The organism is Acidithrix sp. C25 (assembly GCF_904848545.2).
Genome location: NZ_CAJHCI020000007.1, coordinates 692,093 through 706,253, shown reverse-complemented (window position 1 = coordinate 706,253; position 14,161 = coordinate 692,093). Strand labels below are relative to the sequence as shown.

The 14,161-nt window shown below is 47.5% G+C and carries 9 protein-coding genes; 4 read left to right on the top strand and 5 right to left on the bottom strand.

Annotation, left to right across the window (positions count from 1 at the left end):
- Window positions 1-19: 19 nt before the first annotated feature.
- From gap to uvrC, 5 genes are all read right to left on the bottom strand, one after another.
- Window positions 20-1,042, bottom strand: coding sequence for a type I glyceraldehyde-3-phosphate dehydrogenase (gene gap, locus ACIDITHRIX25_RS84630; RefSeq protein ID WP_052604649.1), 1,023 nt, complete (start codon window positions 1,040-1,042; stop codon window positions 20-22).
- A gap of 695 nt (window positions 1,043-1,737) precedes the next feature.
- The gene (locus tag ACIDITHRIX25_RS84625) at window positions 1,738-2,649 is read right to left on the bottom strand and encodes a gluconeogenesis factor YvcK family protein (protein ID WP_201732067.1); all 912 of its coding nucleotides are present in this window, start codon (window positions 2,647-2,649) and stop codon (window positions 1,738-1,740) included.
- A complete protein-coding gene (gene rapZ / locus ACIDITHRIX25_RS84620; RefSeq protein ID WP_052604651.1) occupies window positions 2,646-3,497 on the bottom strand; it encodes an RNase adapter RapZ in 852 nt (283 codons plus the stop codon). Before rapZ ends, ACIDITHRIX25_RS84625 begins: the two co-directional genes overlap by 4 nt.
- A gap of 689 nt (window positions 3,498-4,186) precedes the next feature.
- The gene (locus ACIDITHRIX25_RS84615) at window positions 4,187-4,951 is read right to left on the bottom strand and encodes a class I SAM-dependent methyltransferase (protein ID WP_052604652.1); all 765 of its coding nucleotides are present in this window, start codon (window positions 4,949-4,951) and stop codon (window positions 4,187-4,189) included.
- A 434-nt stretch (window positions 4,952-5,385) separates the two neighbouring features.
- Window positions 5,386-7,251, bottom strand: coding sequence for an excinuclease ABC subunit UvrC (gene uvrC / locus ACIDITHRIX25_RS84610; protein ID WP_052604653.1), 1,866 nt, complete (start codon window positions 7,249-7,251; stop codon window positions 5,386-5,388).
- Between the two features lie 465 nt (window positions 7,252-7,716).
- On the opposite strand from uvrC, the gene uvrA reads away from it, so the two are divergent.
- From uvrA to ACIDITHRIX25_RS84590, 4 genes are all read left to right on the top strand, one after another.
- The gene (gene uvrA / locus ACIDITHRIX25_RS84605) at window positions 7,717-10,545 is read left to right on the top strand and encodes an excinuclease ABC subunit UvrA (protein WP_201732066.1); all 2,829 of its coding nucleotides are present in this window, start codon (window positions 7,717-7,719) and stop codon (window positions 10,543-10,545) included.
- Window positions 10,546-10,698: 153 nt separating this feature from the next.
- Entirely contained in the window at window positions 10,699-11,931 is a 1,233-nt protein-coding gene (locus tag ACIDITHRIX25_RS84600; protein ID WP_052604656.1) for an MFS transporter, read from the top strand.
- Between the two features lie 252 nt (window positions 11,932-12,183).
- Window positions 12,184-13,560 (top strand): MFS transporter, encoded by a 1,377-nt coding sequence (locus tag ACIDITHRIX25_RS84595; protein ID WP_201732065.1) that lies wholly within the window; start codon window positions 12,184-12,186, stop codon window positions 13,558-13,560.
- A 220-nt stretch (window positions 13,561-13,780) separates the two neighbouring features.
- On the top strand, window positions 13,781-14,101 hold the full coding sequence (locus ACIDITHRIX25_RS84590; protein ID WP_052604658.1) for a DUF167 domain-containing protein: 321 nt from the start codon (window positions 13,781-13,783) through the stop codon (window positions 14,099-14,101).
- Window positions 14,102-14,161: the final 60 nt, after the last annotated feature.

Genomic DNA, 14,161 nt, shown 5'->3' with positions numbered 1-14,161 from the left:
TTGCAATTTCTAAAAATAATTAAATCGAAGTCGCCATAATGCGAGCCAGATCAACGAGGCGATTTGAATAGCCCCATTCGTTGTCATACCAACCGAACACCTTAACGAGGGTTGTTCCATTATCTAGGTTCATCGCCATAGTCATTGCTGCGTCGATAGTACAAGAAGCAGGTGTTCCGACAATGTCAGATGAGACCAATGGTTCGGTCGAATAAACCAGAACCTTCGACAATGGACCCGAGGTGGCAGCCCTTTGATAAGCCGCATTTATCTCATCCTTGGTAAACTCGCCATTCAAAACCAACGTAGCATCGGTGATCGAACCATCTGGAACCGGAACTCTAAGCGAGGTTCCATCAAGGCGACCTGCCATTGCTTGAAGCACAAGTCCCGTAGCCTTAGCTGCACCCGTAGAAGATGGGACTATATTCGATGCGGCCGCTCGTGCTCGACGTGGATCTTTATGAGCTAGATCGAGAAGGTTCTGATCGTTCGTGTAGGCGTGAACGGTGCTCATAAGTCCCTTATGCACGCCGAAGGCATCGTCTAACACTTTAACCATTGGTACAAAACAGTTTGTAGTGCACGAAGCGTTCGAAACTATGTGATGGATTTTTGGATCATAATCACCGTCGTTCACTCCGACCACAAAGGTCGCATCAACATTAGTTCCAGGCGCTGAAATGATGACCTTCTTGGCTCCGGCATCGATATGAGCCGAGGCTTTATTTCCATCAGTAAATATTCCGGTACTCTCGATTACAACATCGCATCCTAGTTCTCCCCAGGGTAGCGTCTTTGGATCACGCTCAGAGAATACTCGAATCAAAGACTCTCCTACGATGATTCCTTCAGGACTGACTCTAACGTCCACTCCTAAGCGACCATGCGTCGTATCGTACTTAAGAAGATGGGCGTTTATCTCAGGCGACGTCAAGTCATTTACTGCTACGACCTCAATATCGACGCCCTGCTTGGCTGCCGCTCTATAGAAGTTTCGCCCAATTCTACCAAAACCATTGATTCCGACTCGAAGCGCCACTTAAAACCCCCATCTTCAGACCTTTTGGTCATTTAATATTAAACATCCAACAACGGCTTCCACAATATATCGAAATAACAAGAATCAGCCACTACGTAACTAGCTTCCGCCGATATGTTGTCTATCACTGATCAATGCTTGTGGGCATCCGAGGATAGGCAATAACTTGCATATTCGCCAATGACTCAAATTTCGGGACGTGAGCCTAAAAATCGCAGTCACGACATCCACTCAAAGAGAATAGATGTCAACCAAATCCAAAATATCACGGAGACGATCTCGAAAAACCCCGACACTGCCAAATGAGCACTTGAAGGAAATCTTCAAAACCAGTCACCTAAAAAAGTTCGAGCAAGAAAGCGTTCAATCATCCCGTTAATACCAATTCACTTTATCGGCGCGATAAATCGATATTAGTTCGACCTTGGTCCACAAAAGACGATTTCTGCAAATATGAAAAATCATCTTTGAGGTAATTTCCAATGGTGACCGAATTGCTCTGCCAAATGGCTCTGTCATATTGCTCTAAGGCCAAGAGTAACTAAAGCTAGTGGTTTAAGACAATTTCAAAACCAAAACGCCACGTTACCGATGGAATTGTATTTCGGCTTGAATATCGATCGCACTATTTAATGTCACAGTGAAACAAGGTTAAAGTTCAAATGGATTCAAAGATCCAGCTACTCGTCCACTCGCTATACAATAACCGCCTCAAGATGTTTCTGAAGGCGACTAACGTCGTGAATTCGGGTATCATCGCGACAACCCAAGGAGGCGCGAACCAGGTTGGTAGGATCCATCATTTGGATGTCTCCTAATTCGATGGATCGATCATCGTATAGAACTACATCAGGAGTGACTCCGTATCTTCCGATTGCACGAATGTGGTCCACTACGGTCATATTTTGTGCCTCCCCAACCTGAGATGCAAGATTTGCGACATAGACCAGCCTTGCCTTGGAACGACTAAGCGCCTCTCGAATCTCATGAATTTGACATACTGCGATGACACTCGTATAAATCGAACCAGGGCCCAAAACTATGGTCGTAGCGCGTTCAATTGCCTCAACGACAACCGGGGCAACTCTTGGATTATTTGGAAGATGGTGCAACTCCTGAATCCCTGCGGTATTCGAGAGTCTAGCTTGCCCAAGTATTTGTTTACCTTGAAATTCACCCACCAAAGTTATGGGGTCAAGACTCGCTGGAAATATTCGCCCTGCAGCATGTGTCAGCCTAGCAAGCTCCAGTGCCGCTATCATTGGATCCTGGTTTAGAGTTGCCAACGCGGTGAAAATAAGATTTCCAAGAGCATGGCCCCGCAACTCAGATTCACCAAAACGAAATTCCAGCAACTCGCGCCAGAGCGAGTCGCTAGGCACCAACGCTGATATGCAGCGACGAAGGTCACCTGGAGGGATTTGACCGAAGGCTTCCCTCAATCTTCCCGAAGAACCGCCGTCGTCCGCAACGGAAACTATACCTATCGGGAAATGGCCACCTCTGGCTAGAGCATCTAGTGTCACGCCCAAGCCATGGCCCCCTCCTATAGCAACTATTCGACTCGATGAGTGCAAAAATTGGGGAGCAACATCTTCAAGGATCACCTTTCGACATCCCTATGGATTACCTTAGGAATCAGTCCCTGTTCTCTAAAATATCTGGCCAAGACCTCGGTTAGTACTACAGAACGATGCCTTCCACCTGTACATCCAACAGCCACAGTCAAATAGGACTTTCCCTCTTGAATATAAGCTGGTATCAAAAAGTCAAAGAGATAGGTAAGTCTCTTTATAAATTCATTCGTATCCGCCTGCTCTAGAACATAATCCCGAACGGGTTCTTCGAGGCCCGTATGTGGTCTCAGCTCTGGGATCCAGTGCGGATTTGGTAAAAAACGACAATCAAAAAGCAGATCGACATCCCTCGGAGTTCCATAACTAAACCCGAACGAAACAACCGTCACAGTAAGAGTAGAGCTTGATACTGGACCTGAAAAAAGCTCGTTTAAACGACGTTTGAGCTCGTGAACATTGAGATTCGAGGTGTCAACTATGATGTCGGCGATGTCGCGCAAGACCAAAAGCATTCTGCGCTCGCGCCCAATAGCATTTCCAACACCTTCCTCGCCGATAGGATGCCGTCGTCGGGTCGATTCAAAACGCGTTATTAGCGCTTCATCGGTAGCTTCCAGATAGAGCACCTTCACAGTTGCGCCGTTAAATCTAAGCCGCTCAATCTCCGACACCACTCCATCAATAGCCTCATACCCAAAACGTCCTATCACGAAGGCGAGTCGATCGGCATCACTATTTCGATCTGCCAGGTCAGAGACCTTTGATATCAACTCAACCGGCATGTTATCGATCACGAACCAACCAAGGTCTTCCAGCGCTGCCCCAGCAGTAGAGCGGCCTGCACCGGACATTCCAGTAATAAAGAGATACTCTGACATATGGTTCCTCGCCTTAAAAAACACGGCTGTAAAAGAATCGAACCCAACTCGACACGCCTTGAGTTTTAGATATCCTTTCAAAAAAATCTAGTCCATGGTCCAACCATAGATACCTAATCAAGATCTTACGAGTGACCATCAATTTTCCAAGAAGTTCGACCTGGAGTGCCCGGTAAAGAACACCTACGGCTTCCTAGAGAGCATTCATGAAGGACAACGGGTCAATGGACGTATTGATTCATGGAATGCACGACGAGGTACCTTGGAATTACTAGATCTCAAAACACTAAACCAGCCATCTCTATTGATGACTAGCGCCAGCCATCTCCCAGGTTATCAAAGGAACTAACCCATGAGATTTGCGGATCACAAAGATTAATAGTCAATTAACAGCGATCTGGTACCCAGATTACGAAGGACGACCCAAAGTAGAATATTTAATAAGGGTAAAAGCAGACTCAAGGATAACGAATCGACGTGTTCAACCGCCACGTGTCTGACACGTATCGACGCCCTAACCTCATGATCGCCACTACGACTTTTTGAATTTGACTACTTTGCTGTCAGTCAAGCTTTCGGTAGATAAATCATCGCAATCTGTTGAGAAAAACACCGCCTTAGGAGGTGAGTTTCGAGCTGAAAATAGCCTCTACGCTAACTTCATTCATAGACACCCTAACGATGTGTTGCTAGCTCTTTATGAATCGAAGTGCCAGAAGTCGCGGGACGAATCTGGCCTCGTAATACTCGGGTGCAAGATCAATAAAACCCTGTGGTGGAGCCGGCTCCAGCATCTGTGCTAACGACAAACTTGATGAAATGGCGGCATTTATGTAGTGCGAAAGGGGACGATGTACAAATGGAATAAACACATCTTTCTCCACTTCCTCCACATTTTGACTAACCTGAAGATATTTACCAATTCTCCAATACTGTTCCCCAAATGTCGTATCATCAACCCAACCTGAGTCAGGCGTTTGAAAAAGAGGGTGATTTAAGAGAAAGATAAATTGCCCACCGGTTTCCAGCAGCCGAGCAACCTCCTCGAGTGCTTTGGACAGATCCATTATGTGTTCAAAGACTAAACATGCAATCACTGTGTCGAAATGAGCATCCGCCAAAGGAATTGAGGCAGCGTCGGAACGGATGTACTCAATCTCTCCGCCACGCTCCTTTGCTAAAACAAGCTGCTCGGGCGTTGGATCGATTCCAACTAGAAGTTTGCGCTCGAAAAGCTTTGAAAGCGACCGAAGAATTTGCCCCTCGCCCGTTCCCACTTCTAAAACACGCTGCGAGGCTCCCGTCCAATTGGCGATGATCGGGAGTATCTGTTCTACATACTCAGGATCTGCGCCTTCTGTGAACCCCTCCTGCCACCAAGCGGCGTTGTGACTCCAAAGCTCGGCTGCGATGGGTGCGAACTCATCACGTAAATAGTTTTCCTCGAAGCTCATATGCCCATCACCCTTGGTTAGTAAATCAATTCAAAGTCAGCATGGAAAATTATTTACGCCTTCCAGGCTTGTTATGCGAATTTGTTCATTCTACTCTTATCGCAAAAACCCTAGCAACCAAGGGAAAAATGTAACTGACTACACCGACTCAAAGAACAAGCATCTCCACACCAAAAAGACAGATGGAATTTAGTGGAAATCAACCAATTAGAAGCCACTCGGCCACCCTAGGGGCAGCCGTTCTATCTTGTCAATGCATTAGTCGACACCTCTCAATGCGCACTCTCTAGGCAGCCTATGGTATAGCAGATAGGGACGGAGTCGAGATCCAACGACCATTTGCGCAACGACCATTTGCGCAATTGAGAATAGATCTTGGAGATCACATTTAAATTGACCTGAAAATACTCTTTATCCAACAAATAAACATAGGACTAACTGGGCAGGTCGTGCAAGGTCGAATACACTGCAGCACCCACCTCACCTGGTAGCCACCTCAAATTGGATAGCTCTTCGAGAGATGCAGTACGCAACTTTTTAATGCTTCCGTATTCATTGAGTAGTCGCTTTTTTCGTATCGGCCCCAACCCGCGGACATCATCCAAAATAGATTGCGTCATCTCCTTATCACGTAACTGACGGTGAAATGAAATGGCAAATCTATGCGCTTCATCTCGAATCGATTGAAGTAAAAAAAGTGACTCTGAAGTTCTAGGAATTCGAATCGGCTCCGACTCATTCGGACGGTAAACCTCCTCAAACTTCTTCGCCAATGAAATCACAGGGATCTCGTCCTGCAAGCCAGCTTCGCAAAGCGCTTTGTACGCCATCGAGAGTTGACCTTTACCTCCATCAATTACCATCAAAGACGGTGGATAGGAAAACCTTGCCCTTTTCGAATCATCAACCATCGCATCGTCATTGGCATCATTGAGGCGGCGCAGACGTCTAGTAAGAACCTCGTACATAGCCGCAAAGTCGTCATTTTGTTCTATCGATACCTTAAATCGTCGGTACTCTGACTTCTTAGGAAGACCATCTTCCATCACCACCATCGAACCGACGTAATTAGTTCCACTTAGGTGGCTCATATCGTAACATTCAATTCGAAGCGGAAAGATTGGCAAAGATAACTCATCAGCCAGAGCGGTAAGGGCTCGCGATCGGGCATTATGGTCTGATGCCCTCTTTAGGCGATGGCGTCTAAAGGACTCACTAGCATTTGCATTTGCTCGATCCAAAAGTGCCTTTTTATGGCCACGACGCGCAACCCTTATTGACACTAAGTTACCTCGAAGTTCACAGAGCCAATCCTCTATTATCTCAGTGTTCGTTGGTACAAACGGGACGATCAGTTCCTTGGGGAGTTCGGCCGGAGAATCAAAATAAAGTTGCTCAATCAAGACCTCTAGAAGCTCATCCTCCGATAACTCCTCGACCCTATCAACCGTAGTGGATCGCCGTCCACTGACTCTGCCGGCACGCACGACCAGAACGTCTACCTGACATTCAAGTTCATCAAAGCACAAACCAATCACATCAAAATTGTCGTTGGGATTGCCGACCATCTCCTGACGTTCAACAGCACGTTCTAGAGCGCCTAGACGATCCCTTAGCCTGGCAGCGCTCTCAAAATCGAGTTCACTTGCAGCCTTGGTCATATCAGCTCTCAGGCGATCGACAAAGCTTTTAGAATTACCCTTTAAAATCGATTCGAAGTTAGAGACTATCTCGGCGTATTCACGGTCACTTACGAGATTCACACAAGGTCCGCTACACCTTTCGATATGGTACAAAAGACAAGGCTTTTTAACTTTCGCTGCCCGTTGAAACTTGGAATCGGAACATGTTCTAATTGGAAATGTCCGAATAAGGAGGTCAAGCGTCTCCCTTATCGCATAGGTATGCGGATATGGGCCAAAGTAACGAGCACCCTTTCGATGAGGCGATCGTGTTATCACCGCTCTTGGCCAAAGCTGATCAGCTGTAACCATCAAGTAGGGATAACTTTTATCGTCTCTAAGACGAACATTAAAACGCGGTCGGAACTTCTTGATCAGACTAAATTCAAGCATGAGAGCTTCGACGTCATTTGAAACAGTTATCCACTCGACGTCAACTGCCGCTGTTACCATTGCAGCCACCCGGGGATGGAGGCTTTCGATAGGCGCGAAGTAATTTTGAAGACGCGACCGCAAACTCTTCGCCTTGCCGACGTAAATTACTCGACCGTCCTGATCCTTAAACTGGTACGAACCAGGAGAATCCGGAATTGTACCCAGATCAATACGATTTATCAATCCAACTGCTCCAAATACCGAAATATCGCCATCGGCTGCTCACTTACCATCACAGACTAACAAGCCCACCTTGTATATAAATTTTAGATACCAAAAAATCAATAGGCAAAGCAGTCTCCGATCTCTCTTTTTGAACAACCTAGCGATTCGATCTTTAGCTGTCATCATCGGTCGAATTTGAAAATTACCTGACAAATCCATCCTCCGAACTTCAAGCACGATGCTTATCTCTCTAATTGCAACCCAATTCGCTATCAACAACCATTAAACTAAATCGCCTTAGAGGGTAATCCACAAATAGCAAAGACAAAGAGCCCTGCCGGCCAAGGAAATAATGCAACCTCGTAGTTATTGCCTTTGCGAAAGCAAGAGGCGTCTTTACCTAACTACAAGGCTCTCATGCAAATGATTTCAGGGCTTTCATGCAAATGGCAATAATCTTCAAAGAAATTGGGTTTACCAATTGTGGCAAATGAGCTAGTAGTAAAAGGTGCAAGAGTACACAACCTCAAAGAGGTTGACCTGTCGATACCACGAAATAAGCTAGTAGTCTTCACTGGACTATCCGGGTCAGGCAAGTCGAGTTTAGCCTTTGACACAATCTTTGCGGAGGGCCAACGAAGGTATCTAGAATCCCTATCCTCTTATGCACGTCAATTCCTCGGCCAATTGGACAAACCTGATGTAGACCAGATTGATGGCCTTTCTCCAGCAATCTCCATTGACCAAAAGTCAGCACCGCGAAATCCACGGTCGACCGTTGGAACTGTAACCGAGATCAACGACTACCTACGTCTCCTGTTTGCACGAGTAGGCATCCAGCACTGCCACAAATGCGGCCAAAGGGTTGAACGCCAAACACCTCAGCAGATTGTGGATCAACTAATGAAGATCCCAGATGGTACTCGTTTTATGGTTATGGCGCCAATTGTTGAGGGGAGAAAGGGAGAATACTCTGCCCTTATCAAAGAGATTGCACGAAAGGGCTACTCTAGGGCGCGCATCGATAACGAAATCGTGGAGATACAAGGCGATAGCCACATTGACTTGGCACGCTATGAAAGCCACAGCATTGACGTAATCGTAGATCGCCTCAGTCGCCGAGACGGAATTCAACCACGACTAACCGATTCGGTTGAGACCGCTCTCGAACTTGGCACCAGACGTCTCAAAGTCCTCGTATTAACGGACGAATCAAACGCGAACTCTGAGCATGAACTTGTATTTTCAGAGCTTTTAGCGTGCGCAGACTGCGGTATCAGCTTCTCGGAATTAGCGCCAAGAAACTTCTCATTCAACTCTCCGTATGGCGCCTGCGAGGCCTGTTCAGGCATCGGAACGATGATAGAGGTAGACCCAGAACGAATCGTTCCAGACCAAACGCTGTCGCTATATCAAGGCGCAGTGGCGCCATGGTCTCATATGCGCAGCGACTTCTACCTTAGTGGCCTCGAAGCTCTAGCAAAGAAGATGGACTTTGACCTAACCACGCCTTGGTCCGACCTCCCCAAAGAGGTAAAAGACGAGATTCTCCATGGGAGGGGCGGACTCAAACTAAAGGTGAAACTCGGCTCGAGATATAACAAAGGTGAGATCAACCTAAAGTGGGAAGGTGTCATTCCGTGGCTTCGTCGCCGCTTCGAAACTGCATCCTCTGAAGGAGCAAAAGAACAGATAAAGGCTTACATGAGTGATGTGGCCTGCGAGTCATGTCACGGAGCACGTCTCAAACCCGAGTCCCTTGCGGTTTCAGTCGAGTCGCACTCAATTTCATACCTCTCTTCGCTTTCAATTGCCCGTAGCCTCGAGGTGATCGACTCCTTTCATTTTGATGAGCGACGTGCCATAATAACTACACCGATTCTAAGGGAGGTGCGAGCTCGCCTTAAATTCTTAATGGATGTCGGCCTTGAATATCTAACCTTAGATCGAGGTGCAAATACCCTAAGCGGCGGCGAGGCCCAGCGAATTCGCTTAGCTTCTCAGATTGGATCGGGTCTAACCGGCGTACTATATGTCTTAGACGAACCATCGATTGGACTTCACCAACGCGACAACCATCGCCTTATTCAGACTCTAGAAAAGCTCAGAGACCTAGACAACTCTGTAATAGTTGTAGAACACGACGAAGACACCATTAGAGCTGCTGACTATGTGGTAGATATAGGTCCAGGGGCTGGAGAGAACGGAGGACGCGTCGTAGCAACCGGAAGCGTCCAAGATATTATCAACTCCTCCGAGTCTGTAACTGGTGACTACTTGGCCAAGCGAAGAAGTGTCGAATTCCCGGCCTATCCGAGACCGCGCTCCGACAAAAGGATTGAGATTATCGGTGCAGCCGCAAACAACCTAAAGGGAATAGACGTCGAGATACCACTTGGTTGCTTCGTAGCAGTAACTGGTGTTTCGGGCTCTGGCAAATCAACCCTGGTCAACGATATCCTGCGAAACGCGCTGATGCTGAAGATCTATAAGTCTAAAGTTGTCCCAGCAAGACATCGCGAGATACGAGGACTTGAGAATATAGACAAGATCGTAGACATCGATCAGTCGCCTATTGGACGCACTCCACGGTCAAATCCTGCTACATATACCGGGGTCTTCGACAAGATACGTGCCCTCTTTGCAGGTACTCCAGAATCGAGAGTTAGAGGCTACGAGCAAGGACGATTTTCATTCAATATTCGAGGCGGCCGTTGCGAGTCCTGTTCTGGCGATGGGACGATTCGTATCGAGATGAACTTTCTCCCGGACGTCTATGTCCCCTGTGAGCAGTGCAAAGGGACCCGTTACAACCGCGATACCTTAGAGATCCTCTATAAAGGAAAATCCATCGCTGAAGTCCTTGACCTTCCAATTGAAGAAGCCCTCTTCTTCTTCAAAAGCCTGCCGTCCATCGAACGCCACTTACGAACCCTTTCCGAAGTCGGTTTGGGTTATGTTCGTCTTGGCCAGCCCGCTACAACTCTTAGCGGCGGTGAAGCACAGCGCGTGAAATTGGCCACCGAATTAGCCAAACGCCCAACCGGTCACACCTTTTATATTCTAGATGAGCCCACTACGGGGCTGCACTTTGAAGACGTAAGGCGTCTTCTGGTTGTTCTCCAACGTCTTGTCGACAATGGCAATACCGTATTAGTAATTGAGCACAATCTCGACGTGATCAAATGTTCCGACTGGATAATTGACCTTGGCCCCGATGGTGGCGACAAAGGCGGATCAGTAGTCGGCTGCGGCACGCCACAAGAGATCGCTAAGTTGCCCCAAAGTCATACCGGTCGATTTCTGGTTTAAGGTCAGCGCCAATAGCCACAATGCGGTTCAATCAATAACCAAATGTCCGTCAAAAAACACCGCGGCATCTATAGGGTCGCGCCCGGATTGGAAGTCAAGTGCACAAGATGAAGCAAACCCAATCGCCAGAACGAAGAAGGAGAGTTAGACGAGGTGGCAAATCTATTCGTAGACCTCAGTCCATTACGCGACAGTAAGAATTTTCGCCTTCTCTTTATCGGTCAACTCATCTCCGGCCTGGGCGACCAGATCACGATCGTTGCTATCTCATATGAGATCTACAGATTGACCCACTCGTCGCTTCTAGTTGGCTTGGTAAGCCTCGTTCAGCTAATTCCCCTTCTTTTGGCCTCTCTTGGAGGAGGGCCGATCATCGATAGGACAGATCGCAGGCGACTACTCATTTGGGGCTTCGGCGCGTCTACCTTAGCCGGGGTTGTGCTCTATCTAGATGTGATTCCTTCACACCCGTCAATTTGGCCCATCTTTGCCCTGAGCGCCTTTAGCGCTGGTGTATCAGGAATCGTCAAACCCGCACAGAGCGCAGTAATTCCACAAATGGTCGCCAGGGATAAGGTCACTGCAGCCATAGCCATCCGTCAGATGATGTTCCAAATTGGATTAGTCGTTGGTCCGGCAGTTGCTGGCATACTCATCGCGCATTTCGCCGTAGCAACCGCCCTGGGCATCGATGCCCTGACCTATTTAGTCGGAGCAATAGCGTGCTTTTTTCTACCCCCATTGCATCCCGTCGAAAAAAGTAAGAGCAGAGGATTAAAGTCAATCAAAGAAGGGTTTAGCGAAGTTGCATCAAGCCAAATTCTAAAAGGAATCTTCCTAATTGACCTGGTAGCCATGGTCTTTGGGATGCCCCGAGCCCTCTTTCCTGCATTGGCTTTAACACACTTTCATGACGGGGCAAGCGGACTTGGGTACCTCTATAGCGCCTTAGGAGTTGGTGCCTCAATCGGAGCGGTTACCTCGGGATGGGTCACAAACATCAAACGACAGGGATTAGGAATAATACTTTCCGTCCTATCATGGGGAACTGCAATAATTGTCTTTGGAGCTATCAACTCAATCTCTCTTGCACTTTTACTTCTGGCGGTGGCTGGATATGTAGATCTGGTCTCGTCAGTTCTAAGAAATGCAATCCTACAAAGGATCGCGCCTCCGGAGATGAGGGGTCGACTGTTCTCAATACAAATCTCAGTGGTGACTGGTGGCCCTCGCCTTGGCGACCTAGAGTCCGGCGGCGCTAGTGCGCTCCTTGGAACCACGTTGGCCGTAATTACTGGTGGGGTCGCCTGCGTCGCTGGTTCCTTGGCGATCTGGAAGTTACTTCCAAAGTTTTCAAGGTATTCGGCAGGCGAAAAAGCACCATAAATATGTAGAACACTTCAACTATCGGAAAGTAAAATTGGAAATAATTACAACCCATGTGCGCCTTCCACGATGGCTTGTTTGAACAAAAACTAAATTATTTAATCACATCCGGTTGGTTCGAATTACACTTAGTTATTCGACTTGAGATTCATCGCCATCGATTTCCTAACAAAATTGGACGCTTCGAAAGATATCCTTGCGATTCAAGGTGAAAAAATAGCCTTCGAGCCAAGGCAATGACCTAGGAAAATCTTGGAACAAAAGAACATAAACAAGAGGCTGCTAAAAGTCTCCCTAATAACTATGATAACCGCGGTTGCATTCGAGAACCTCGCAGCTACTGCAGACCTTGGAGCCATTGGGGTACACTTTCATACCACAAAGTCACTCGCTCTCATTCTTAGTTTTTTTCTTGTTGCCGAGATAGTTGGGGTTGTCGCTCTATCGGAGCTTTCCAAAGTCCGCGGTCCAAAACTTGCAGTGCTTGTCGGAAGCACACTATTTCAGGTAGGGATAGTACTGGTCTCGCTCAGCCCCAACATTACCTTCCTAATCTTGATGCGAGGCATCCAGGGCCTTGGAGGGGGCGCCTTCGGATCGGTTGGTTATGTAATCATCAATGATTACTTCGATACAACCGAAAGACCAAAGATCTTCTTTGCCTTCTCACTAGCATGGGTTGTCCCGTCATTGATATCACCTGGAATCTCTGGATACCTAGCACAAAACTTTGGATGGCAATTTCCATTCCTAGTAGTACTCCCGATCTCTCTGATAGCGACCTTGGTCCTAGCCCTAGCGCTACCTAAAAGGTCGAAGATAAAGCCTCGAGTACTCGAGTCCAATCCTCTCCTACGAATCGTCTATGCCACAATTTTCGCCGCATCGATCCTTGCGATCCTCCTAGCGCTGGACTCTATTCCACGTATCACACCACTCTTGATAATCATCCCGGGCATCGTCTTCGCTGGCATCGCTGGAAAACGCCTCCTTCCAAAAGTTGCGTTCTCGCAATTCCCAGCCCTTCGAAGGATCATTCTGCTGCGGGTTCTGACAAACTTCGCCTTCTTTGGAATCGACGGCTTCTTACCCCTTGCCCTCTTTAGGGATAGAGGATACAGCCTGGCGTTAGCCGGATCAACTTTGACCCTAGCAAGCTTGAGTTGGAGCGCCGGCTCCTATTTACATTCACGATTCACCAAGCCCAACCATCGAGGAACGCTCTTTCGGCGCGGAATCGCAATAGCTCTAATAGGGGTAGCAATGACAGGGATATCCCTCTATTTTCAAGGTATTGGATCATGGTTCATCCTGGCAGGGTGGACGATCGCTGGCCTTGGGATGGGCATCTCCTACGTCTCGCTCTCTGTCGCCTTACTTGATGTCGCACCTAGAGACCACTTAGATGAATCGAGCTCCGCACTCGCCTTAGCTGACACGACTGGTGTTTCGGTTGGAACTGGCGTCGCAGGCGGACTTATCGCGACCGCATTGGCCATTCATGGCTCCAGGTCTATATCGCACGGACTCGCCTTTGATGCGATTGCGTGCCTTCTAATCCTCGTCATCTCCTTATCGATCGGAAAGAGCATCGACCACAGCGCCAGTCAACCTACATCATTAGCCTAAGCTACCCCCATCCAGAATCAAGGTGAGGGCAACCTTGGATTTGCCAAATAAGCAAATGGCTCATCTCTTCAAGGTCGACAATAGAGGAAAAATTGCTCCCAATTTAGAGCCAACCACCACACATCCACCTAGGTTCAGCTCAGAGAATTATGGGAGCTGCTTTCCAACTATGTCGCTAACCTTGTCCTTGGACTAATCTTGGGTATAAAATTGAAATTGCGTGAATCCTAATTACCAACCAAACCAGATTGCAATCACCGAATATAAAGATGGGATCAGGGTTCCTTTTTATATCTCGACTCGAAAATCAAGAACTGAGATCACAGGCATACGAGAAACAGCAATCGCGATATCGCTCACATCACCAGCCGTTGAGGATCGCGCAAATCAAGAACTGGTAACATTTCTCGCCAAGGCACTTTCAACTCAAAAATCTCTTGTAAATATTGTGATGGGTGCTCATAATCGAAATAAAGTGATCGAGATCACCTCTATGTCACAATTCGAGCTTCTAACGAAGCTGGGGTTAGCCAACAATTAGATCTTGTCACACCCCAAAAAGATGACTACCGATAAATATCACCACCAATTTTAATTTAGA